Annotated in this window: 21 protein-coding genes and 1 pseudogene; 21 read left to right on the forward strand and 1 reads right to left on the reverse strand. The window is 37.7% G+C overall.

The window, feature by feature from the left end; genetic code table 11:
- Positions 1-2: 2 nt before the first annotated feature.
- From ylqF to codY, 11 genes are all read left to right on the forward strand, one after another.
- Positions 3-866, forward strand: a complete 864-nt coding sequence (gene ylqF / locus ACIGHG_RS05170; protein ID WP_336473199.1) for a ribosome biogenesis GTPase YlqF — start codon at positions 3-5, stop codon at positions 864-866.
- Between the two features lie 167 nt (positions 867-1033).
- The gene (locus tag ACIGHG_RS05175) at positions 1034-1810 is read left to right on the forward strand and encodes a ribonuclease HII (RefSeq protein WP_336473200.1); all 777 of its coding nucleotides are present in this window, start codon (positions 1034-1036) and stop codon (positions 1808-1810) included.
- A 195-nt stretch (positions 1811-2005) separates the two neighbouring features.
- Positions 2006-3166: an ADP-forming succinate--CoA ligase subunit beta gene (sucC, locus tag ACIGHG_RS05180; protein WP_336473201.1), complete on the forward strand. Its 1161-nt coding sequence runs from the start codon at positions 2006-2008 to the stop codon at positions 3164-3166.
- 20 nt (positions 3167-3186) lie between these two features.
- Entirely contained in the window at positions 3187-4089 is a 903-nt protein-coding gene (gene sucD / locus ACIGHG_RS05185) for a succinate--CoA ligase subunit alpha (RefSeq protein WP_396547437.1), read from the forward strand.
- Positions 4090-4178: 89 nt separating this feature from the next.
- Positions 4179-5066 carry a DNA-processing protein DprA gene (gene dprA / locus ACIGHG_RS05190; RefSeq protein WP_336473203.1) on the forward strand — a complete coding sequence of 296 codons (888 nt, stop codon included), beginning with the start codon at positions 4179-4181 and terminating at the stop codon, positions 5064-5066.
- A 380-nt stretch (positions 5067-5446) separates the two neighbouring features.
- On the forward strand, positions 5447-7525 hold the full coding sequence (topA, locus tag ACIGHG_RS05195; RefSeq protein ID WP_336473204.1) for a type I DNA topoisomerase: 2079 nt from the start codon (positions 5447-5449) through the stop codon (positions 7523-7525).
- Positions 7526-7576: 51 nt separating this feature from the next.
- The gene (gene trmFO / locus ACIGHG_RS05200) at positions 7577-8881 is read left to right on the forward strand and encodes an FADH(2)-oxidizing methylenetetrahydrofolate--tRNA-(uracil(54)-C(5))-methyltransferase TrmFO (RefSeq protein ID WP_336473205.1); all 1305 of its coding nucleotides are present in this window, start codon (positions 7577-7579) and stop codon (positions 8879-8881) included.
- Positions 8882-8946: 65 nt separating this feature from the next.
- Positions 8947-9852, forward strand: a complete 906-nt coding sequence (xerC, locus tag ACIGHG_RS05205; RefSeq protein WP_336473206.1) for a tyrosine recombinase XerC — start codon at positions 8947-8949, stop codon at positions 9850-9852.
- Positions 9853-10043: 191 nt separating this feature from the next.
- Complete coding sequence (hslV, locus tag ACIGHG_RS05210; RefSeq protein WP_090912750.1) at positions 10044-10586, forward strand: ATP-dependent protease subunit HslV; 543 nt, start codon at positions 10044-10046, stop codon at positions 10584-10586.
- Between the two features lie 22 nt (positions 10587-10608).
- The gene (hslU, locus tag ACIGHG_RS05215) at positions 10609-12006 is read left to right on the forward strand and encodes an ATP-dependent protease ATPase subunit HslU (protein WP_090912751.1); all 1398 of its coding nucleotides are present in this window, start codon (positions 10609-10611) and stop codon (positions 12004-12006) included.
- Positions 12007-12083: 77 nt separating this feature from the next.
- Entirely contained in the window at positions 12084-12863 is a 780-nt protein-coding gene (gene codY, locus ACIGHG_RS05220; protein WP_090912755.1) for a GTP-sensing pleiotropic transcriptional regulator CodY, read from the forward strand.
- Between the two features lie 46 nt (positions 12864-12909).
- Here codY and ACIGHG_RS05225 read toward each other — a convergent pair whose 3' ends face one another.
- Positions 12910-13074 (reverse strand): hypothetical protein, encoded by a 165-nt coding sequence (locus ACIGHG_RS05225; protein WP_170857638.1) that lies wholly within the window; start codon positions 13072-13074, stop codon positions 12910-12912.
- Positions 13075-13424: 350 nt separating this feature from the next.
- On the opposite strand from ACIGHG_RS05225, the gene rpsB reads away from it, so the two are divergent.
- The 10 genes and pseudogenes from rpsB to ACIGHG_RS05275 all read left to right on the forward strand — a co-directional run.
- Positions 13425-14126: a 30S ribosomal protein S2 gene (rpsB, locus tag ACIGHG_RS05230; protein WP_090912758.1), complete on the forward strand. Its 702-nt coding sequence runs from the start codon at positions 13425-13427 to the stop codon at positions 14124-14126.
- An 80-nt stretch (positions 14127-14206) separates the two neighbouring features.
- The gene (gene tsf, locus ACIGHG_RS05235) at positions 14207-15094 is read left to right on the forward strand and encodes a translation elongation factor Ts (protein WP_336473207.1); all 888 of its coding nucleotides are present in this window, start codon (positions 14207-14209) and stop codon (positions 15092-15094) included.
- Between the two features lie 65 nt (positions 15095-15159).
- Positions 15160-15882 carry a UMP kinase gene (pyrH, locus tag ACIGHG_RS05240; RefSeq protein ID WP_090912762.1) on the forward strand — a complete coding sequence of 241 codons (723 nt, stop codon included), beginning with the start codon at positions 15160-15162 and terminating at the stop codon, positions 15880-15882.
- 1 nt (position 15883) lies between these two features.
- Positions 15884-16441, forward strand: a complete 558-nt coding sequence (gene frr, locus ACIGHG_RS05245) for a ribosome recycling factor (RefSeq protein ID WP_090912765.1) — start codon at positions 15884-15886, stop codon at positions 16439-16441.
- An 85-nt stretch (positions 16442-16526) separates the two neighbouring features.
- On the forward strand, positions 16527-17303 hold the full coding sequence (locus tag ACIGHG_RS05250) for an undecaprenyl pyrophosphate synthase (protein WP_090912766.1): 777 nt from the start codon (positions 16527-16529) through the stop codon (positions 17301-17303).
- 17 nt (positions 17304-17320) lie between these two features.
- Positions 17321-18109, forward strand: a complete 789-nt coding sequence (locus ACIGHG_RS05255; RefSeq protein WP_090912768.1) for a phosphatidate cytidylyltransferase — start codon at positions 17321-17323, stop codon at positions 18107-18109.
- 23 nt (positions 18110-18132) lie between these two features.
- Positions 18133-19275, forward strand: coding sequence for a 1-deoxy-D-xylulose-5-phosphate reductoisomerase (gene dxr, locus ACIGHG_RS05260; protein WP_090912770.1), 1143 nt, complete (start codon positions 18133-18135; stop codon positions 19273-19275).
- 18 nt (positions 19276-19293) lie between these two features.
- Positions 19294-20550 carry an RIP metalloprotease RseP gene (gene rseP / locus ACIGHG_RS05265; RefSeq protein WP_336473208.1) on the forward strand — a complete coding sequence of 419 codons (1257 nt, stop codon included), beginning with the start codon at positions 19294-19296 and terminating at the stop codon, positions 20548-20550.
- Between the two features lie 15 nt (positions 20551-20565).
- The gene (locus ACIGHG_RS05270) at positions 20566-22263 is read left to right on the forward strand and encodes a proline--tRNA ligase (RefSeq protein WP_336473209.1); all 1698 of its coding nucleotides are present in this window, start codon (positions 20566-20568) and stop codon (positions 22261-22263) included.
- Between the two features lie 82 nt (positions 22264-22345).
- Positions 22346-25243 (forward strand): annotated as a pseudogene (locus tag ACIGHG_RS05275) (PolC-type DNA polymerase III); the annotation flags it as partial.
- Between the last annotated feature and the right edge of the window lie 181 nt (positions 25244-25424).

Genomic DNA, 25424 nt, shown 5'->3' on the forward strand with positions numbered 1-25424 from the left:
ATATGGTAATTCAATGGTTTCCTGGTCATATGGCTAAAGCAAGGCGCCAAGTAACAGAGAAATTAAAATTAATCGATGTGGTAATTGAACTTGTTGATGCAAGGTTGCCATTATCATCACGAAATCCAATGATTGATGAAATTATTACGCACAAGCCAAGACTTGTTGTTTTAAATAAAGCGGATATGGCAGATGATCGTGTAACAAAAGAATGGATCGCTTATTTTGGAGAAAAAGGCCATAAAGCAATCTCTATTAACGCGCAAGCTGGACAAGGTATGAAAGAAATTACAGCGGCTTGTAAAGAACTTGTGAAAGAAAAATTTGATAAAATGATAGCAAAAGGTATTAAACCAAGAGCAATTCGTGCTTTAATTGTTGGTATTCCGAACGTTGGAAAATCGACATTAATTAATAAATTAGCGAAGAAAAATATTGCTAAAACGGGCGATCGTCCAGGCGTAACAACAGCACAGCAATGGATTAAAGTAGGAAAAGAAATGGAACTATTAGATACACCAGGTATTTTATGGCCAAAATTTGAGGATGAAATGGTTGGACTTCGTCTCGCAACGACTGGAGCGATTAAGGATTCTATTTTAAATTTGCAAGATGTGGTTGTGTATGCACTTCGCTTTATGGAGAAACATTATCCCGAACGTTTGAAAGAGCGTTATAAGTTAAATGAAATTCCAGAAGATATTGTAGAGCTATTTGATGCGATTGGAAAAAATAGAGGCTGTTTAATGGGCGGAGGACTTGTTGATTATGATAAAACATCAGAACTTGTTCTTCGTGAACTTCGCGCTGGTAAACTTGGGAAAATGACATTTGAGACACCAGAAGAAATAATGGAAGAAGCATAGAGCGAAACTTCTATTTAGTTCATCTCATTCGATGGATTTTACGAGTAGTTATTTTTAGTTTAGCATCTTTCATTTTTCTGAATGCAGAGATAAGAATTGCTGCTGTTAAATGGGAGAGAAAAGGTGCGCAATTGCGCACCTTTTCTTACTTGTAGGAGGAACTACGTATGTCTAAAAAACAAACAATTCAAGAAATTGAAGCTTTATTACAAGAAATTGAACGAGAAGACGACGAGCGTTTTAGTATGTTATTAGCAGACGAACGAAAAGGTGTGCAGAGACTTATTTTAAAATGGAAAAAACAGCAAGGTGATAAAGAAAAAGAAAGACAAAAATTCGCTAAGATGTCAACGTATGAGAGTACACTTCGTCAAAATGGGCTTGTATCTATTGTTGGTATTGATGAAGTCGGAAGAGGACCTTTAGCAGGGCCTGTTGTTGCGGCAGCTGTTGTGCTCCCAGAAGATTTCTATATGCCTGGTTTGGATGACTCGAAAAAACTGAGTGAGGCCAAGCGTGAGCGGTTTTATGATGGAATTAAAGAGCAGGCGTTAGCAATTGGGATTGGGATTATTCCATCTCATGTTATTGATGAGATAAATATTTATCAAGCAACGAAACAAGCGATGTTAGAGGCTGTAAGTAATTTATCATGCAAACCAGAGCATTTGCTAATTGATGCAATGGAACTTCCGACGTCTATCCCGCAAACGTCTATTATTAAGGGAGATGCGAAAAGTATTTCGATTTCAGCTGCATCTGTAATTGCGAAAGTAACGAGAGATCGTATGATGAAGGAACTTGGAAAACGGTATCCACAGTATGGATTTGAGCAACATATGGGTTATGGAACGAAACAACATTTACACGCGATTGAAGCTTATGGTGTGTTAGATGAGCACCGAAAAACGTTTGCTCCAATTAAAGATATGATTGAACAATAAGTTGTGAATTCACAGCTTATTTTTTTATTTTTGTATATTAACATTATTATTTTTAAAAAAAGAATAAAGCGATTTCAGTTTTCTGACACTTTATTGTAGACAGCATGGCAATCATTTTATACAATGACTAATGTAATGTTTAAAAACATTAAAAAACTTTTCGAGTAAAACAGAAAAATAGGGGAGGATGGGACCATGAATATCCACGAGTATCAGGGTAAAGAAGTCCTTAGAAACTATGGGGTAAGTGTTCCGAACGGGAAGGTTGCCTTCACAGTAGAAGAAGCTGTAGAAGCAGCGAAAGAATTAGGAACGAGTGTATGTGTAGTAAAAGCACAAATTCATGCTGGCGGACGCGGCAAAGCTGGCGGTGTAAAAGTAGCAAAGAACTTAGAAGAAGTTCGTACATATGCAGAGGAAATTTTAGGGAAAACACTTGTAACCCATCAAACAGGTCCTGAAGGTAAAGAAGTAAAGCGCTTACTTATCGAAGAAGGATGCGATATTAAAAAAGAATATTATGTTGGTCTTGTGTTAGATCGTGCGACTTCTCAAGTTGTGTTAATGGCGTCTGAGGAAGGCGGAACAGAAATCGAGGAAGTAGCAGAGAGAACACCAGAAAAAATCTTTAAAGAATATATTGATCCTGCGGTAGGTCTGCAAGGCTTCCAGGCGCGTCGTATTGCGTTTAATATCAATATTCCAAACGAGCTTGTTGGACAAGCTGTGAAGTTTATGATGGGCTTATACCGTGCGTTTATTGAAAAAGACTGTTCTATTGCAGAAATTAACCCACTTGTTACAACAGGTGACGGAAAAGTTATGGCGTTAGATGCAAAATTAAACTTTGATTCTAATGCTTTATATCGTCATAAAGATATTTTAGCGCTTCGTGATCTTGATGAAGAAGATCCGAAAGAAGTAGAAGCTTCTAAGTATGACCTTAACTATATTTCATTAGACGGAAATATTGGTTGTATGGTAAATGGTGCAGGACTTGCAATGGCAACGATGGATATTATTAAACATTATAACGGTGACCCAGCTAACTTCTTAGATGTTGGCGGTGGTGCTACAGCTGAAAAAGTTACAGAAGCTTTCAAAATTATTCTTTCTGACAAAAATGTAAAAGGTATTTTCGTTAACATTTTTGGCGGTATTATGAAATGTGATGTAATTGCAGAAGGTGTTATCGAAGCGACAAAACAAGTAGGTCTTGAATTACCGCTTGTTGTTCGTTTAGAAGGTACAAATGTAGAGCTAGGAAAGAAAATTTTAAATGAATCTGGCTTAAATATTGTTGCAGCAGAATCTATGGCAGACGGTGCGCAAAAAATTGTTTCACTAGTAGGCTAATAGAAAGTGGGGGAGAAAAAATGAGCGTATTAGTTAATAAAGATACAAAAGTTATTGTACAAGGTATTACAGGTTCTCAAGGTTTATTCCATACAAAACAAATGATTGAATACGGTACGAAAATTGTCGGTGGTGTAACGCCTGGTAAAGGTGGTACTGAAATCGAAGGTGTACCAGTATTTAATACAGTAGAAGACGCTGTAAAAGCGACAGGTGCAAATGCTTCTGTTGTATACGTTCCACCTGCTTTTGCTGCGGATGCAATTATGGAAGCTGTTGATGCAGAAATTGATTTAGTAGTATGTATCACAGAAGGTATCCCTGTATTGGATATGGTAAATGTTAAGAAATATATGCATGGCAAAAAGACACGTCTTCTTGGACCAAACTGTCCAGGTGTTATTACGCCAGATGAGTGTAAGATTGGTATTATGCCAGGATACATTCATAAAAAAGGTCATGTTGGTATCGTATCTCGTTCAGGTACGTTAACATATGAAGCTGTACATCAATTAACACAAGAAGGAATCGGCCAATCAACTGCAGTTGGTATTGGTGGTGACCCTGTAAATGGCACAAACTTCATCGATGCTTTAAAAGCGTTCAATGAAGATGAAGAGACACATGCTGTTATTATGATTGGTGAAATTGGTGGAACGGCAGAAGAAGAAGCTGCTGAATGGGTAAGAGCGAACATGACGAAACCTGTTGTCGGCTTTATCGGTGGTCAAACAGCACCTCCAGGAAAACGTATGGGCCATGCTGGTGCGATTATTTCTGGTGGTAAAGGTACAGCTGCTGAAAAGATTAAAACAATGGAAGCATGCGGTATTAAAGTTGCTGAAACACCAGCTGTTATGGGTGAAACTTTAATTTCTGTTTTAAAAGAAAAAGGCTTATTTGAAACTTGTAAAAATTATTAATTATTTAGAAAGACACCTTCTGTAAAAGAGGGTGTCTTTTATCCTTTTTATAGTTAACATAATAACAATTATGGGTAAGGAGAATGTATATGAAACGTGAAAGATTATTGCATCTTCATTACTGCTTGGCAGATCAGTGGAAAGTACTTAGGCGTTTATTAGCTATTGATCCGCAGTTAACGGAAATTTACTCCTTTCAAGCTCCTCAAATTGAAAAATATCTTGGGCTGCCTATGCAAAAAGCCTCTGCACTTGTTTCTTATCTCCAAAAAACATCCCCTTCTTTTTGCATTCAACAATTACAAGATGAACACGTTTTTTATATGACGATATGGGATGATGATTATCCGAGTTTATTGCGCCAAATTCCTGATCCCCCGTTTATTTTATATGGAAAGGGACAGAAGGAAATATTGCAATGGACAAAAAAATTAGCTGTTGTTGGAACGAGAAATCCGTCTTTATATGGAAAAGGAAGCATACAATCTATTTTACAACCGCTTATGAACAATGAATGGCTAATCGTGAGTGGTCTTGCAAATGGAATTGACACAATTGCTCATGAAATTGCAGTAGAACACCGTTTTGCGACAATTGCAGTATTAGGACATGGTTTACAATATATGTATCCAAAGAAGAATCGAGATTTTTATGAAAAATGGAAAGCGCAAATCTTGCTTGTAACGGAGTATCCCCCGCATTATGCGCCGCAAAAATGGTATTTTCCGAGACGAAATCGTATTATAAGCGGGCTTTGTCAAGGTGTTCTTGTAGTAGAGGCGAAAGTGCGGAGTGGTTCTCTTATAACAGCAGATTACGCCTTAGAGCAAAATAGAGAAGTATTTGCTATGCCGGGTCCTAATTATATTGAAAGTGCGGTTGGAACGAATCAGCTCATTCAACAAGGAGCAAAATTAATTCAATGTGCCGAAGATGTGATAGAAGAATTTTCAAATTATAAAATAAATCCATTTTGATTTTTTGACATATAGATTACTGCTATGCAGAAAAAAGGAGTATGCACTCGCTTTTTCCCTTTGTTTGCACTTTGCATGTGGCAGAAAAAGGCCCTGACCGCTCCTATACATGGCCAGTTGCTCTCGCCCACCTAAAAAGAATGGGTTTTATGTCTCTTTTTAATTGAATTTATAAAGTATATTTCATGTTTTTTATTAAACAATTATTGACAAATAGTAGATAGTCACTGTATGTTATATTCATTGTTGATTGACAAAAACGAGAGAAATCAATAATATTAGTCAATAATCCATCCAAAAAGGTTTTAGGAACTTTGAGGAAGGAACTTTTGTGTGAATAAAGATGAAGACTTGAATCCACCTCTTAAGGAGGCACTAGCATGTCAGATTACCTTGTAATCGTGGAGTCGCCTTCTAAGGCGAAAACTATTGAAAAATATTTAGGGAAAAAATACAAAGTAGTCGCGTCTATGGGCCATGTTCGCGACTTACCTAAAAGTCAAATGGGGATAGAAGTGAAAAATAATTTCACCCCAAAGTATATTACCATTCGTGGTAAAGGGCCTGTTTTAAAAGATTTGAAAACAGCGGCAAAAAAAGCAAAAAAAGTGTATCTTGCAGCCGATCCAGATCGCGAAGGAGAAGCGATTGCTTGGCATTTAGCAAATACGCTGAATGTAGATGTGGAGTCGGATTGCCGAGTTGTATTCAATGAAATTACAAAAGATGCGATTAAAGAATCCTTTAAACACCCTCGTGCAATTAATATGGATTTAGTGGATGCACAGCAAGCGAGACGTGTACTTGATAGACTTGTCGGTTATAATATTAGTCCTTTATTATGGAAGAAAGTAAAAAAAGGATTAAGTGCAGGTCGTGTGCAGTCTGTTGCAGTTCGCTTAATTATAGAACGCGAAAAAGAAATTCAAGCGTTTATCCCAGAAGAATTCTGGACAATTAAAACTGAATTTGTAAAAGGGAAAGAGACGTTTGAAGCATCCTTTTATGGAATAAACGGGGAAAAAGTAGAATTAACAAATGAACAACAAGTAAATGAAATCATTGAAAAAATGCGAGAAAATGCTTTTTCGGTTGAAAATGTAACGAAAAAAGAGCGGAAACGTAATCCGGCATTACCATTTACGACATCTTCTCTGCAACAAGAAGCTGCGAGAAAGTTAAATATGCGAGCAAAGAAAACGATGATGCTTGCGCAGCAGCTTTATGAAGGTATCGATATTGGAAAGCAAGGAACGGTTGGATTAATCACATATATGCGAACGGATTCAACGAGAATTTCAGAAACTGCGCAGCAAGAAGCACGTTCTTATATTGAAGAAGCATTTGGTGCAGACTACATAGGAGCACAAAAAAAGAAAGAATCGAAAAAACCAAATGCGCAAGATGCGCATGAAGCAATTCGCCCTTCATCTGTCTTACGTAAACCAGACGAACTAAAAAGTTATTTGAGTCGTGACCAATATCGTTTATATAAACTGATTTGGGAGCGATTTGTTGCAAGTCAGATGGCATCTGCTATAATGGATACCGTTACAGCTACACTGATAAACAATTCTGTTCAATTTCGTGCGCATGGATCTGTTGTGAAGTTCCCGGGATTCATGAAGGTGTACGTGGAATCAAAAGATGACGGGACAGAAGAGAAGGATAGAATGTTACCGCATCTAGATATAGGGGAAACAGTCTTTTCTAAAGATGTCGAACCGAAACAACACTTTACGCAGCCGCCACCACGTTATACAGAGGCGCGTCTAGTAAAAACGTTAGAGGAACTTGGAATTGGTAGACCGTCTACATATGTACCAACGCTAGAAACGATTCAAAAACGTGGGTATGTAGGGTTAGACAATAAGCGATTTGTTCCGACTGAACTTGGCGAAATTGTAATTGAACTTATTTTAGAGTTTTTCCCTGAAATTATTAACATTGAGTTTACGGCCAATATGGAGAAAAATCTTGATGAAGTGGAAGATGGAAAAGCAAATTGGGTACAAATTGTCGATGATTTCTACAAAGGTTTTGAACCGCGTTTAGAAAAGGCGGAAAAAGAAATGCGCGAAGTAGAAATTAAAGATGAACCTGCCGGGGAAGACTGTGAACTGTGTGGCAATCCAATGGTCTTCAAAATGGGTAAATTCGGAAAGTTCATGGCTTGTTCTAATTTTCCGGATTGCCGAAATACGAAACCGATTGTAAAAGAAATCGGTGTTACATGTCCAAAATGTAATGAAGGGCAAATTATTGAACGAAGAAGCAACAAAAAGAAACGTCTTTTTTACGGCTGCGGTACATATCCAGAGTGTGACTTCGTTTCTTGGGATAAACCAATTGGTCGGAAATGTCCAAAGTGTGAAGGTATGCTTGTTGAGAAGAAGTTGAAAAAAGGCGTTCAGGTACAGTGTATTTCTTGTGATTATGAAGAAGAACAACAAATGTGAGCCTACCAGCTCACATTTTTTTCGGGAAATGAAAAAAGAAAGGTGAGACATATGACAACACAAGTAGTAAACGTAATTGGCGCAGGTCTTGCGGGAAGTGAAGCAGCTTATCAAATCGCAAAGCGCGGGGTTCAAGTAAGGTTATATGAAATGCGACCAGTAAAACAAACACCAGCTCATCATACGGATAAATTTGCTGAGCTTGTATGTAGTAACTCGCTTCGTGCAAATACATTGACAAACGCGGTTGGTGTAATTAAAGAAGAGATGCGCCGTATGGATTCTGTTATTATTCGTGCAGCAGACGAATGTTCAGTGCCAGCAGGTGGTGCGCTAGCTGTTGACCGTCATGAATTTGCTGCTAAGGTAACGGAATATGTGAAAAATCATCCGAACGTGACGGTAGTGAATGAAGAAATTACAGAAATTCCAGAAGGACCTACTGTAATTGCAACAGGGCCTCTTACTTCATCAGGTTTAGCAGCGCAACTGAAAGAGCTAACAGGCGAGGATTATTTTTACTTCTATGATGCAGCAGCGCCGATTGTAGAAAAAGATAGCATTGATATGGAGAAAGTATACTTAAAATCCCGTTATGATAAAGGGGAAGCAGCATATTTAAACTGTCCGATGACAGAGGAAGAATTTAACCGTTTTTATGATGCGTTAATTGCTGCAGAAACAGTGCCATTAAAAGAATTTGAAAAGGAAATTTTCTTTGAAGGGTGTATGCCGGTAGAAGTAATGGCAAGTCGTGGTAGACAAACATTAGTATTTGGGCCGATGAAGCCAGTCGGATTAGAAGATCCAAAAACAGGGAAAACACCGTATGCCGTTGTGCAATTACGTCAAGATGATGCAGCAGGAACGTTATACAATATTGTTGGTTTCCAAACACACTTAAAGTGGGGACCACAAAAAGAAGTGTTACAATTGATTCCTGGACTAGAAAATGCAGAAATTGTACGTTACGGTGTGATGCATCGTAATACATTTATTAATTCACCGAAATTACTTCGTCCAACATACCAATATAAAAATCGTGATGATTTATTCTTTGCAGGACAAATGACTGGAGTAGAGGGATATGTAGAATCAGCTGCTTCGGGCTTGTTAGCAGGCATAAATGCAGCTCGCCTTGTGAAAGGTGAAGAACCGGCTGTGTTACCAGCAGTAACAGCGATGGGGAGTATGGCGAATTACATTACAACGACGAATGCGAAAAACTTCCAACCGATGAACGCGAATTTCGGGCTATTTGCACCGCTAGAAAAGAAAATTAAAAAGAAGCAAGAGCGTAATGAAGCATATGCAAATCGCGCATTAGAAACAATTCAAAATTTTGTAAATATTTAGTCAAATTTCTTGCAAAGGCTACTAAATTGTGATACGATTTAGTAGCCTTTATTGAGGTGAAGAGTATGAATGAAGATGTGAATAAAATGTTACAATTATTCGTCGGATATTTACAAATTGAAAGAAATTATTCAAAATATACAATTGCAAGTTATCAAAATGATTTAGAACATTTTGTACAATTTATGAGGCGAGAAGGTATTTTGACTTTTGAGAATGTTACGTACGTTGATGTTCGTTTATATTTAACAACTTTACATAATGAAAAGTTAGCAAGGAAGTCTGTAGCACGAAAAATCTCGAGTTTACGAAGTCTGTATCGCTTCTTGATGCGTGAAGGATATCGGGAAGATAATCCATTTGCACTTGCCGCGCTCCCCAAAAAAGAATGGTCAATTCCAAAATTTTTGTACGATGAAGAATTAGAAAAGTTATTCGAAGTTTCGGATACTTCTAAACCACTAGGGCAACGAGATCAGGCTTTATTGGAGCTTATGTATGCGACGGGGATTCGTGTAAGCGAATTCGTGAAGCTTCAGCTTACGGATATTGATTTTTCAACAGGTACGATTTTGGTAATGGGGAAAGGAAAGAAACAACGCTATGTTCCTTTCGGAAGTTATGCACAAGATGCTTTAGTAACTTATATAGAAAATGGGAGAAAACAATTGGAGAAAAAATCGCAAGAACACTCGCAAACGGTGTTTTTAAATGCGAAAGGCACACCGCTAACTGATCGAGGTGTTCGATATGTTTTAAATGAACTAATAAAAAAAACATCTCTTACAATGCATATAAGTCCGCATATGTTAAGACATACATTTGCAACCCATATGTTAAATGAAGGGGCGGATTTAAGAGCTATACAAGAATTATTAGGACATGAGAATTTATCGGCGACACAAATTTATACGCACGTCTCAAAAGAAAGATTGCGCTCGGTTTACATGATGCACCATCCTCGCGCATAAATTGCTTTTAAAAGCTATAAAGTGAAACTTCTATTAATGGAAGAGGGCTTTTTCTTCCTCACTAATAGTTAGTTGAACCAATCAGGCTCTAACGGGTAGTTAACCTTTAACTATTTTTTGATTTATCAGAATTTCAAGGTTTAATTGCTTGTTAATAGCCAGATAAAAACAAATAAAGGAGTTTTTTTGCTATGGGAAACTTCCATGCTACAACGATATTTGGGATTCACCATAATGGAGAATGTGCAATGGCTGGTGACGGGCAAGTTACGCTTGGGAATGCTGTTGTTATGAAGCATACAGCTCGTAAAGTTCGAAAGTTATTTCATGGTAAAGTGTTAGCTGGTTTTGCAGGCTCTGTAGCAGATGCTTTTACACTATTTGAGATGTTTGAAGGAAAGCTTGAAGAATACAATGGTAATTTACAGCGAGCTGCCGTAGAAATGGCAAAGCAGTGGCGAGGAGATAAGATGCTTCGCCAATTAGAAGCAATGTTAATTGTTATGGATAAAAATACGCTATTGCTTGTTTCAGGAACAGGTGAAGTAATTGAACCTGATGATGGCATTTTAGCAATTGGTTCTGGTGGACATTACGCACTTGCAGCAGGACGCGCTTTAAAACAACATGCAGGTTCCCATTTTACAGCGAGAGAAATTGCGAAGGCGAGTTTAGAAATCGCTAGCAATATTTGTGTGTATACAAACGAAAATATTATTGTGGAAGAACTGTAGAACTGTAAGGGAGGCATTTTATATGCATTTACATTTTACTCCGCGACAAATTGTAGAAAAGCTAGATCAATATATCATTGGTCAAAAAGATGCGAAAAAAGCAGTTGCAGTGGCGCTTAGAAATCGTTATCGCCGCAGCAAATTGGCAGAAGGACTTCGTGATGAAATTGCACCAAAAAACATTTTAATGATTGGACCGACTGGGGTTGGAAAAACAGAAGTAGCAAGGCGAATTGCAAAACTTGTTGGTGCCCCTTTTATTAAAGTAGAGGCCACGAAATTTACAGAAGTAGGCTATGTTGGTCGTGATGTGGAATCTATGGTTCGTGATCTCGTGGAAACTTCCGTTCGAATTGTGAAAGAAGAAAAAATGATTCATGTTAAAGACAAAGCGGAAGAGCAAGCTAACCAACGAATTGTTGAAATTTTAGTGCCGCATAAGCAAAAAGAATCGGGATTTAAAAATCCGTTAGAAATGTTATTTGGTGGATATCAAAATCAAAACACAGCTCCAACATCAGAACAGCAAGATGAGAGAGAAGTTGAGCAAAAACGAAAAGAAGTGGAAAAGCAGCTTGCTTCGGGTTTACTCGAAGAAGAAATGATTACAATTGAAGTGACGGAACAGCAATCATCTATGTTCGATATGCTTCAAGGTACGGGAATGGAACAAATGGGCATGAATTTTCAAGATGCGCTTGGAAGTTTTATGCCGAAAAAAACGAAAAAACGTAAAGTTTCTGTAAAAGAAGCAAGAAAAGTCTTGACAAATGAAGAGGCACAGCGCTTAATTGATATGGATGAAGTTACACAAGAAGCCGTTTATCGTGCTGAACAGCTTGGGATTATTTTTATTGATGAGATTGACAAAATTGCTGGTAAACAATCGAATAGCGTTGATGTATCACGTGAAGGCGTGCAGCGCGACATCTTACCGATTGTGGAAGGATCGACTGTTGTGACAAAATATGGACCGATAAGAACGGATTATGTTTTATTCATTGCAGCGGGCGCTTTTCATATGTCAAAGCCGTCAGATTTAATTCCAGAACTGCAAGGAAGATTCCCAATTCGCGTAGAGTTGACGAAATTGTCAGCGGAGGACTTTGTGAAAATCCTTGTAGAGCCAGATAATGCTTTAGTGAAACAATATATAGCATTATTGGAAACTGAAGGTATAGAAATTGAATTTTCTGACGAAGCTATTCGTAAGATTGCCGAGATTGCTTATCAAGTCAATCAAGACACAGATAATATTGGAGCAAGAAGGCTCCATACCATTATGGAAAAACTTCTTGAAGATTTATCGTTTGAAGCATCTGAAATTACGTTAGAAAAGGTAACGATAACACCTCAGTATGTAGAGGAAAAGTTAGCGACAATTGCTAAAAATAAAGATGTGAGCCAGTTTATTTTGTAATAGTATCATCAGGTGACTCGCCCTAGTTTCCAAGTGATTAAAAAGCATGTGAATAATGTGTAGGAGGAAATTTAGAAATGGAATTATTAGCAAAAACAAGAAAGTTAAATGCGTTATTACAGAGCGCAGCAGGAAAACCAGTAAACTTTAGAGAAATGGCTGACACGATGTGTGAAGTAATTGAAGCGAACGTGTTTGTTGTAAGTCGTCGCGGGAAATTATTAGGATATGCAATTCACCAACAAATCGAAAACGAGCGTATGAAACAAATGCTTGCTGAGCGTCAGTTCCCAGAAGAGTATACAAAGAATTTATTCAATGTAACTGAAACATCTCCAAACTTAGAAGTAAACAGTGAATATACAGCGTTCCCTGTAGAAAACAGAGAGTTATTTGGTCAAGGTTTAACAACAATCGTACCAATCGTTGGTGGTGGTGAGCGTCTAGGTACATTAGTATTGGCGCGTCTTGGTCAAGAATTTTTAGACGATGATTTAATTCTTGCTGAATATAGCTCTACTGTAGTAGGTATGGAAATTCTACGTGAAAAAGCGGAAGAAATTGAAGAAGAAGCACGTAGTAAAGCGGTTGTACAAATGGCGATTAGTTCATTATCATACAGTGAACTAGAAGCGATTGAACATATTTTCGAAGAGTTAAATGGAACAGAAGGTTTACTTGTTGCAAGTAAAATTGCTGATCGTGTAGGTATTACACGTTCTGTAATTGTAAACGCACTTCGTAAATTAGAAAGTGCTGGTGTAATTGAGTCTCGTTCTTTAGGTATGAAAGGAACGTACATCAAAGTATTAAATGACAAGTTTTTACATGAACTTGCAAAATTAAAAACAAACTAATTTCAATAGACTAAAAGCTCTTCTGTGTAATGCAGAAGAGCTTTTTTTAGTAGGAGTAGCATATATAAATACAAGCTGAAAAACGGATATAAAATCCTTTTTTAGGGGGAGGAGAGAGGAACTGACCGTGCATAGAAGCGGTCAGGGCCTTTTTCTGCCACATGCGCAGTGAAAACCAGAGAGAGTAAGCGAGTGCAGGTTCTTTTTTCATAACAGCAATCTCTATGTTGAAAAATCAAAAGGGATTCATACATAAATCCCAATTAAAAAATCGACATAAAACTATTTTTTTCAGTGGAATACTAGCGTAAACAGAATGAAAAATGGAAATGTTATAAAGAGTGAGTAATGATTTCATAGAAAAAAAGAGCAATGAAAAAGAAAGTTTGACAATGTATGTATTTTCGACTTGATTGTGATATTTTGTTGTGATATAGTTGTCAGTGGTGTCAGTACAAAGTACACACGTTCATTGATTTAAGTGTTGGTGCTACGCTTGTAGTTTCGCTTAAAGATGAAGTGAACGGAGGATATCAAAAACCATTTAGGAGGAACTAAATTATGTCAGTAATTTCTATGAAGCAATTGCTTGAAGCTGGTGTTCACTTCGGACATCAAACTCGTCGTTGGAACCCAAAAATGAAACGTTACATTTTCACAGAGCGTAACGGTATCTACATCATCGACTTACAAAAAACTGTGAAAAAAGTTGAAGAAGCATTCAACGTAATGAGAGACATCGCTGCTAACGGCGGTAACGTATTATTCGTAGGTACAAAAAAACAAGCACAAGATGCTATTAAAGAAGAAGCAACTCGCGCTGGTATGTACTTCGTTAACCAACGTTGGTTAGGTGGTACATTAACAAACTTCCAAACAATTCAAAAGCGTATTAAACGCCTTAAAGACATCGAAAGAATGCAAGAAGATGGCACTTTCGAAGTACTTCCTAAGAAAGAAGTTGTACAACTTAAGAAAGAATTAGAGCGTCTTGAAAAATTCTTAGGCGGCATTAAAGATATGAAAGGTCTTCCAGATGCATTATTCGTAGTAGACCCTCGTAAAGAGCGTATCGCTGTTGCTGAAGCACGCAAATTAAACATTCCAATCATCGGTATCGTTGATACAAACTGTGATCCAGATGAAATCGATCATGTAATCCCAGCAAACGATGATGCAATTCGTGCTGTAAAACTTCTTACATCTAAAATGGCAGACGCGATCCTTGAAGCAAAACAAGGTGAAGAAACTGTTACTGCGTAACAAATTTAGAAAGGTGATAAGGGGGTAGGCCTTTTATCACCTTTTTTAAGGTATATACATATTTTAGGAGGATGAAAAGTATGGCAATTACTGCACAAATGGTAAAAGAACTTCGCGAAAAAACTGGCGCAGGTATGATGGATTGCAAAAAAGCGCTAACAGAAACTAACGGTGACATGGAGAAAGCAATTGACTTCCTACGTGAGAAAGGTATTGCGAAAGCTGCGAAAAAAGCAGACCGCATTGCTGCTGAAGGTTTAACTTACATCGAAGCAAACGGTAACGACGCTTTAATCTTAGAATTAAACTCTGAAACTGATTTCGTTGCGAAAAATGAAGGTTTCCAAACATTAATTAAAGAATTAGCTGCTCACTTATTAGCTAACAAACCTGCTAACATTGAAGAAGCTATGGCTCAAACAATTTCAAACGGCAAAACAGTAGAAGAGCACATCAACGAAGCAATCGCTAAAATTGGTGAAAAACTTACACTTCGTCGTTTCGAAATCGTATCAAAAACTGATGCAGATGCATTCGGTGCTTACCTACACATGGGTGGACGCATTGGTGTATTAACAGTTCTTGAAGGTTCTACAGATGAAGCAGCTGCTAAAGATGTAGCAATGCACATTGCAGCAGTTAATCCTAAATACATCGACCGCGATGCTGTAACAGCTGAAGAAGTTGAGCATGAGCGTCAAGTATTAACACAACAAGCTTTAAACGAAGGCAAGCCAGAAAAAATCGTTGCGAAAATGGTTGAAGGTCGTCTTGGCAAATTCTTCGAAGAGATTTGCTTACTTGACCAAGCATTCGTTAAAAACCCTGATATGAAAGTTCGTCAGTTCGTTGAGTCTAAAGGTGGAACATTAAAAGGATTCGTTCGCTACGCTGTTGGTGAAGGAATCGAAAAACGCGAAGATAACTTTGCTGAAGAAGTAATGAACCAAGTAAAAGGTAACAACTAATAAAGATTTGGGGACACATTGTGTTCCCTTTTTTAAAATAAAGATGCAAGTACTGGAGGTTCATTATGAGTAAGCCAAAATATAATCGTGTAGTATTAAAGCTAAGCGGTGAAGCTTTAGCTGGAGATAAAGGGTTTGGAATAAACCCATCTGTTATTAAATCTGTTGCACAGCAAGTAAAAGAAATTGCTGAGCTTGATGTAGAAGTTGCAGTCGTTGTTGGTGGCGGTAACATTTGGCGTGGAAAAATCGGGAGCGAGATGGGAATGGACCGTGCAACAGCCGACTACATGGGCATGTTAGCAACAGTAATGAATTCCTTAGCTCTTCAAGATAGCTTGGAAAATTTAGGAGTTCAAACACGTGTGCAAACTTCTATTGAAATGCGCCAAGTAGCAGAACCTTACATTCGTCGTAAGGCAAATCGTCACTTAGAGAAGAAACGTGTTGTAATTTTTGCGGCAGGTACAGGTAACCCTTACTTCTCTACTGATACAACAGCGGCATTACGTGCAGCTGAGATTGAGGCAGATGTTATTTTAATGGCGAAAAATAATGTAGATGGCGTATATAGTGCAGATCCAACTGTTGATGAAACAGCGACAAAATATGAGTCACTTACATATTTAGATGTCTTAAAAGAAGGTTTAGGTGTAATGGATTCTACAGCTTCTTCTTTATGTATGGACAATGATATTCCACTAATTGTATTCTCAATTATGGAAGAAGGAAATATTAAGCGCGCCGTTATCGGCGAAAATATTGGAACAATTGTAAGGGGGAAATAAGATGGCACAACAAGTAATGAATAATGCAAAAGAAAAAATGGAAAAAGCAGTTGCAGCATATTCTCGTGAACTTTCAACAGTTCGTGCAGGTCGTGCGAGTGCGTCTGTATTAGATAAAGTACAAGTAGATTATTACGGTGCACCAACGCCAGTTGTACAATTAGCAAATATCACAGTGCCTGAAGCACGTTTACTAGTTATTCAACCGTATGATAAAACATCTATCGGTGATATTGAGAAGGCAATTTTAAAAGCTGATTTAGGATTAAATCCTTCTAATGATGGATCTGTTATTCGTATTGCATTCCCTGCATTAACAGAGGAACGTCGTCGTGAACTTGTGAAAGTTGTGAAGAAATATTCTGAAGATGCAAAAGTAGCTGTTCGTAACGTTCGTCGCGATGCAAATGATGATTTAAAGAAACTTGAGAAAAATGGCGATATTACAGAAGATGACTTAAGAGGATATACAGAAGATATCCAAAAAGAAACAGATAAGTATATCGTAAAAGTTGACGATATTACAAAAAACAAAGAAAAAGAAATTATGGAAGTGTAATCGCGAAATTTTCGCAAATATGACCCTCTTCTTAAGGGGGTCTTTTTACACTTTTAGGCATATGTCTGCTCGTTGGAGGGTTTGAATGATGTTTAGAAAACTTCCTTTTTTTAAAGGCAATAAGATTGCGTCGTTTGATCATCTCGTAGAAGAAGCAAAAAAAGGAGAAATTCCAGCACATATTGCAATCATTATGGATGGTAATGGAAGATGGGCGAAAAGAAGAGCGATGCCTCGTATTGCAGGTCATCATGAAGGGATGCAAGTCGTAAAGAAAATTACGAAGTTTGCCAGCAAGCTCGGTGTTAAAGTATTGACCCTTTACGCCTTTTCTACAGAGAACTGGAAAAGACCTAAAGTGGAAGTGGATTATTTAATGAAACTTCCTGAAGAGTTTCTAGGTACATTTTTACCGGAGCTTGTTGAAGAAAATGTACAAGTACGTGTGATGGGACAAAAGGATCGCCTTCCAGATCATACGCGAAGAGCGATGGAAAAAGCAAGTGAAGATACGAAAGATAACACGGGGTTAATTTTAAATTTTGCGTTAAACTATGGAAGTCGTGATGAAATTGTGTCTGCTGTGCAAAATATAGTTAAGGATAGTGAGGGAGGAAAACTTCGTTCTGAAGAAATAACAGAAGAAATGATTTCTTCGTACTTAATGACAAGAACATTGCCTGATCCTGATTTGCTAATCCGAACAAGCGGTGAACTTCGTATAAGTAATTTTATGTTATGGCAAATTGCTTATACAGAATTTTGTTTTACCGATGTATATTGGCCAGATTTTACAGAGGAACACTTATTACAGTCTATTACTGACTTCCAAAATAGAGGTCGCAGATTTGGAGGCGTGTAGAAAGAGAGGGTTTGGTAGTGAAACAGAGAATAATTACTGGAGTGATTGCTGCCGCGCTATTCATCCCCATCGTATTTTACGGTGGCGTGCCTTTTACAATTTTAGTGTATGCATTAGCTTCTGTTGGATTATATGAATTAATTCGAATGAATAAACTAACGATTATTTCTGTACCGACAATTTTATCAGCATTATTGTTATGGACTATTTTAGTTCCGAGTGATGTAATGGGCGTATTTGAAACAATTGGTTTATCAAAAGTAGAAATTACATTTGTAATTGTCTTATTACTTTTATCATATACTGTCCTTTCTAAGAATACATTTACTTTTGACAATGCTGCATTTTTATTAATGGCAACAACGTATGTTGCGATGGGTTTCTTTTATTTAAATGAAACACGTATTGCAGGGATTCAGTACGTATTTTATGCGTTGTTTGTAATTTGGGCAACGGATTCCGGCGCTTATTTTATCGGAAAAGCTATCGGAAAACGAAAACTTTGGCCGGAAATTAGTCCAAATAAAACGATAGAAGGTTCTATCGGCGGTATTTTATGTGGAATTGTTGTTGCTCTTGTGTATAATGTATTTTTACCGGTTCATTCCAATATAGGTGTCCTTATTGCAGTTACAGTTGCAATATCGGTATTTGGCCAAATTGGAGACTTAGTAGAGTCAGCATTTAAACGTCATTATGGTGTGAAAGATTCGGGTACAATTTTGCCAGGACATGGTGGTATTCTTGATCGCACTGATAGCTGGCTATTTGTATTGCCGCTATTACATTTCTTACATTTCATTTAATGAATGAACGAGGAGTAGAAGCAATGAAAACCATTAGTTTATTAGGTGCAAGCGGATCAATTGGAACGCAAACATTAGATGTATTGCGCGCGCACCAAGACCAATTCCGTCTCGCTGCTTTTTCTGTCGGGAGAAATATTGAGTTTGCTCAGCAGATGATTCAAGAATTTTCTCCTGAGATTGTTTCTGTAAGGCAAAAAGAAGATGCTTGGAAATTACAGACGGTTTGTGGAAATACGAAAATTGTATATGGAGAGGAAGGACTGCTTGCAGTTGCACTTCATCCAGATGCAGAAATAGTTGTAAACGCTGTTGTTGGGAGTGTTGGATTATTACCGACATTGCGTGCAATTGAGGCAAAAAAAACGATTGCAATTGCAAATAAAGAAACATTAGTAACAGCAGGACATTTAGTTATGGAAGCTGCAAAGAAACATAACGTACCTTTGCTTCCTGTAGATAGTGAACACTCTGCTATTTTTCAATGTTTGAATGGGGAAAATGAGAAACGAATTTCTAGATTAATTTTAACGGCATCAGGTGGAAGTTTCCGAGATAAAACAAGGAATGAGCTTAAACATGTAACAGTGGAAGATGCACTTCGTCATCCAAACTGGTCTATGGGTTCGAAAATTACTATTGATTCTGCTACAATGATGAATAAGGGATTAGAGGTTATTGAAGCGCATTGGCTTTTTAATATCCCTTATGAGCAAATCGATGTTGTATTACATAAAGAAAGTATCATTCATTCTATGGTTGAGTTTGAAGATCGTAGTGTAATGGCACAGCTTGGTACACCAGATATGCGTGTTCCAATTCAATATGCACTTACTTACCCTGATCGTTTTTCGCTTCCAAATGCTAAACAGTTGAATTTATGGGAAATTGGAACATTACATTTTCAAACAATGGATATGGAACGTTTCCGCTGTCTTCAGTTTGCATATGAAGCTGGGAAAATGGGAGGAAGTATGCCAACTGTGATGAATGCAGCTAATGAAGCAGCTGTAGAAGCTTTTCTACAAAAGAAAATCAGTTTCTTAACAGTAGAAGAACTCATTGAAAAAGCAATGCACCATCACAATGTCATTGCGCGTCCAAGCTTAGAAGAAATTCAGGAAATTGATGCTGCCACAAGACGGTTTGTGATGGAACAAATTTAGCAAAGGTGGTAATGGGAATTGAATACAGCGATTGCCTTTATTTTAATTTTCGGTGCACTTGTATTTTTTCATGAACTTGGACATTTGTACTTTGCCAAACGTGCTGGCATTCTGTGTCGTGAATTTGCCATTGGTTTTGGTCCGAAATTGTACTCGTTTGAAAAAAATGAAACAGTGTATACAATTCGTTTGCTTCCGCTTGGCGGGTATGTACGAATGGCTGGCGAGGACCCAGAAACAGTTGAACTAAAACCTGGTACAAAAGTGGGTCTTGTTTTAAATGAAAAAGAAGAGGTTACGAAAATTGTTTTGGATAATCGTGAAAAATATCCAAATGTTCGTGTCATTGAAGTAGACCAAGCTGACTTGGAACATAAGCTGATTATATCTGGATATGAAGAATATGAAGAAGAATTACAAACATTTCGAGTACATGAGAAAGCTCATTGCGTTTCAGCAGGAGAGGAGACACAAATTGCTCCGTTTAACCGACAATTTGGTTCAAAGACATTGGGGCAACGAGCGCTTGCCATTTTTGCTGGCCCTGCAATGAACTTTGTTCTTGCTTTTGTAATTTTCATTGTGATCGGGCTTATTCAAGGTATTCCTGTCGATAAGTCAATGATTGGAAAAGTAATGCCAAATAGCGTTGCCGAGAAAGCAGGATTACATGAAGGTGATAAGATTACATCTATTAATCAGCAACCAACAAACAGTTGGAAAGATATCACAAATATTGTCCGTGAAAATCCTGGAAAAGAAATTACGATAGATATAACGCGTGATAGCAAAAAAATGGCAATTCAAGTTACTCCTGCTGCTGAAAAAGAGGGCGACGTTACAGTTGGTAAACTCGGTGTACAAGAGCCTGTTGAGAAATCAGTTTTAGGTTCTATCAAATTAGGGTTTGATGAAACGTGCAGATGGACAAAGCTCATATTTGTCTCGCTTATTCAGCTAGTTACAGGACATTTTTCTATTAACGATTTATCTGGTCCAGTAGGGATTTATAATTTAACAGACCAAGTTGTAGAATATGGTCCGATTCGTGTTCTTAGCTTAGCAGCTGTTTTAAGTATAAATCTTGGTTTATTTAACTTATTACCTGTTCCTGCACTTGACGGAGGGCGACTTTTCTTTTTCTTAATTGAAGCGCTCCGCGGGAAGCCGATTGACCGTCAAAAAGAAGGAATGGTTCACTTTATTGGTTTTGCTTTACTAATGTTACTTATGTTAGTTGTAACATGGAATGATATACGGAAGTTTTTCTTATAAAAGAGGTGCTATAGAATGAAACAAAGTATGGTATTTAGTCCTACACTGCGTGAAGTGCCAGCTGATGCAGAAATTAAAAGTCATCAGCTTCTATTGCGCGCAGGATTTATGCGTCAAAATGCTTCAGGCATATATAGTTTTTTACCGCTTGGTCTGAAAGTGTTGCATAAAGTGGAACGTATTGTTCGTGAAGAAATGGAGAAAGCTGGTGCTGTAGAATTGTTAATGCCAGCTCTTCAAGCAGCTGAATTATGGCAAGAATCTGGCCGCTGGTATTCATATGGTTCAGAATTAATGCGTATGAATGATCGTAATAACCGTGAGTTTGCTTTAGGTGCAACACATGAAGAGGTGATTACTGATCTTGTACGTGACGAAATTAAGTCATATAAGAAATTACCTTTGACACTTTATCAAATTCAAACAAAATTCCGTGATGAGCAAAGACCTCGTTTTGGTTTGTTACGTGGAAGAGAATTTTTAATGAAGGATGCATATTCTTTCCATGCAACGCAAGAGAGTTTAGATGAAGTATATAATCGTCTGTTCCAGGCGTACTCTAATATTTTCACACGTTGCGGTTTAAATTTCCGTGCTGTTATTGCTGACTCTGGAGCGATGGGCGGAAAAGATACACATGAATTTATGGTATTATCAGATGTAGGAGAAGATACAATTGCATACTCTGATACATCTGATTATGCTGCAAATATTGAGATGGCACCTGTTATTGCTTCTTATGAAAAGAGTGATGAAGTAGAAAAAGTGCTTGAAAAAGTAGCGACGCCAGATCAAAAAGCAATTGAAGAAGTATGTGCGTTCTTAAATATTGAAGCAACAAATTGTATTAAGTCTATGGTCTTTAAAGTAGACGAGAAGTTTATCGTTGTGCTTGTTCGCGGAGATCATGAAGTAAACGATGTTAAGTTGAAAAACTTATATGGTGCTTCTGTTGTCGAACTTGCATCGCATGAAGAAGTAAAAGAGTTGTTAAACTGTGAAGTAGGTTCTTTAGGTCCAATTGGTGTAACAGAAGTAGAAATCATTGCTGACCATGCGGTGGAGGCTATCGTAAATGGATGTTGCGGAGCAAATGAAGAAGGTTTCCATTATGTGAATGTAAATCCAGAACGTGACTTTAAAGTAAGCCAATATACAGATTTACGTTTTATCCAAGAAGGAGACCTTTCCCCAGACGGCGAGGGAACAATTCGTTTTGCTCGTGGTATTGAGGTGGGACATGTATTTAAACTTGGTACTCGCTATAGTGAATCAATGAATGCAACGTTCTTAGATGAAAATGGTAAAACGCAGCCGATTATTATGGGCTGCTACGGAATTGGTGTATCTCGTACAGTTGCGGCTATTGCTGAGCAATTTAATGATGAGAATGGTTTGGTTTGGCCAAAAGCAGTTGCACCATTCCATGTACACGTGATTCCAGTAAATATGAAATCTGATGCACAGCGTGAAGTAGGCGAAAATATCTACAGTTCATTACAAGAGCAAGGATATGAAGTGTTATTAGATGACCGTGCAGAGCGTGCCGGTGTAAAATTTGCTGATGCAGATTTATTTGGTCTTCCAGTCCGAGTAACAGTTGGTAAAAAAGCTGATGAAGGTATTGTTGAAGTAAAAGTACGTGCAACAAATGAATCTGCAGAAGTGAAAGTCGAAGAACTTCACACATACATTGCAAATATTTTAAAATAAGAAGAGGTACCTCGTGATGAGGTACCTTCTCTTTCTTTGTGGAACGTTTCAATTTATAATAGCAGATGGAAGGAGGTTGCTTATGTCATTAACAAACGAACAACAAGAGCGATTTCAAATTTTGCTCCAACAGTTACAAATGCCTGAAGACCTTATCAATCAATATTTACAAGGTGGTGGCATTCAAAGGTTAGTTGTTGATAAAGCAAATAAGAGTTGGCATTTTGATTTACAAGTACCACGTATTTTACCAACAGAATTATATGAATTGCTTGAAACACAGCTTAAGCAGTCATTTTCTCATATTGCAAAAACATCATTTTCATTAGAAACAGAGAATAAGCAATTTACGGAAGAAGAGGTCAAGGCGTATTGGCCGCTCTGTACAGATCGAATTACTTTCTCGCCTATGTTTGCATATTTAAAAAAGCAACTTCCGCATGTAAACGGAGTGAAGTTGTTACTTGATGTGAATAATGATTTAGAATCTACTGCACTAAAGAAAAATCTTGCGAAGCCAGTCGGAGACCAATATGAAGTTTTTGGATTTCCTCGTTTTCAGCTAGAAACAAATATAAAACAAAATGAAGAGGAAGTTCAAAAGTTTCGTGAACAAACACAGCAAGAGGATCGTCAGCGTGTTATACAAGCCATGGAAGAAATGGCCAAGAAACAAGCGGAAGAAAGTGATGTTGTACATGAAGGGCCGATTGTACTCGGTTATCTCATTAAGCCTGATGAGGAGATTACACCACTTCGTGAAATTCAAGATGAAGAAAGAAGAAAAACTGTTCAAGGTTATGTCTTCCATGTGGAAACAAAAGAACTTCGTAGTGGACGTACATTATTGACATTAAAAATAACAGATTACACCGATTCTATTATGATTAAAATGTTTTCACGCGATAAAGAAGATATTCCACTCTTACAATCCTTGAAAAAAGGAATGTGGGTAAAAGCGCGTGGATCGATTCAAAATGATACGTTCGTTCGAGACTTGGTCATGATTGCAAACGACATTAATGAAATAACAGGCCCGTCTCGGAAAGATAAAGCAAATGAAGGAGAAAAAAGGGTAGAACTTCATATGCATACACCGATGAGCCAAATGGACGCTGTAACTTCTGTATCTACACTTGTGAGTCAAGCAGCAAAATGGGGACATGAAGCGGTAGCTGTGACAGATCATGCTGTTGCACAAGCTTTTCCTGAAGCGTATTCTGCTGGAAAAAAAGCGGGGATTAAAGTGATTTTTGGTGTAGAAGCGAACCTTGTGAATGACGGTGTGCCAATTGCTTATAATGAGGAACATCGATTACTGGCAGACGAAACATATGTTGTATTTGACGTTGAGACAACAGGATTATCAGCTGTATATGATACAGTTATTGAGCTTGCTGCTGTGAAAGTAAAGGGCGGAGAGATTATTGATCGTTTTGAATCCTTTGCAAATCCACATCAACCGTTATCAGCAACAATCATTGAATTAACTGGTATTACAGATGATATGCTAACAGATGCACCAGAAGTAGAAGAAGTATTTAAAAAGTTTGAACAGTGGATGGGGAATCATACACTTGTCGCTCATAATGCAAGCTTTGATATGGGATTTTTAAATGTTGGATTTAAGAAAAGCGGGCTAGAAAAACCGAAAAATCCAGTTATTGATACGTTAGAATTGGCTCGTTTCTTATTTCCAGAGATGAAAAACCATCGTTTAAATACGTTATGTAAAAAGCTTGATATCGAATTAACACAACATCACCGTGCGATTTATGATACAGAAGCAACAGGCTATTTGCTTGTGAAAATGCTGAAAAATGTAATTGAAAAAGGCTATGAATATCACGATCAGTTAAATGACAGTATGGGACAAGGAGATGCGTATAAACGTGGACGTCCAAGTCATGTGACGCTTCTTGCAACGTCGGATGAAGGGCTGAAAAATTTATATAAACTTGTTTCTTACGCTCATCTTCAATACTTCTATCGTGTACCCCGTATTCCGCGTTCTTTATTAAAGAAATATCGCGAAGGTATATTAGTCGGTACAGCTTGCGATAAAGGTGAAGTATTTGAAGCGATGATGCAAAAGGCACCGGAAGAAGTAGAAGAAATTGCCCAGTTTTATGATTACATTGAGGTTATGCCTCCGGTAGTGTTACGACATTTGGTAGAGCTTGAGCTCGTTCGTGATGAAGGTCAATTAAAAACAATTATTTCTAACTTAGTAAAGTTAGGCGAAACGTTAGATAAGCCTGTTGTTGCAACAGGAAATGTTCATTATATAAATCCAGAAGATGCAATGTATCGGAAAATTTTAGTCAGTTCGCAAGGCGGAGCGAATCCATTAAATCGTCATTCATTGCCGCCTGTGTATTTCCGAACAACAGATGAAATGTTAGAATGCTTCTCCTTCTTAGGCGAAGAGAAAGCAAAAGAAATTGTTGTAACAAATACACAAAAAGTTGCATCGATGATTGGGGAAGTAAAGCCTGTAAAAGATGACCTTTACACGCCAAAAATCGAAGGTGCAGATGATGAAACGCGGGATATGAGTTACGAAATGGCTCGAAGTATTTACGGTGATGAACTTCCAGAAATTGTAGAGGCCCGCTTGGAAAAAGAATTGAAAAGTATTATTGGACATGGGTTTGCTGTTATTTATTTGATTTCGCATAAACTTGTAAAGAAATCACTTATTGATGGTTATCTTGTTGGTTCACGTGGTTCGGTTGGTTCCTCATTTGTTGCGACAATGATGGAAATTACAGAAGTAAACCCTTTGCCGCCGCATTATGTTTGTCCAAATTGTAAGCAATCGCAGTTCTTTAATGATGGTTCAGTCGGTTCTGGATTTGACTTACCTGATAAAGATTGTCCAAACTGCGGAACTGCATATAAAAAAGACGGTCATGATATTCCGTTCGAAACGTTCCTTGGCTTTAAAGGAGATAAGGTTCCGGATATCGATTTGAGTGCGACACGTTCTTAACTGAAAAGGTTAAGCACTAGCATCTGCTAGTAGAACTGCTATTCCAAAGTGTGGAATGATGGGGTAACGTCCTGAAACACACTCACTGAAGCTACGGCAAGCGATAGCGATATTGCAAACATCAACATCGTTTGAAGCCCGTTAAAGTAGGCTGAAGTTAACCCTA

The organism is Bacillus sp. NPDC077411 (assembly GCF_044543425.1).
Lineage (GTDB): Bacteria > Bacillota > Bacilli > Bacillales > Bacillaceae_G > Bacillus_A > Bacillus_A bruguierae.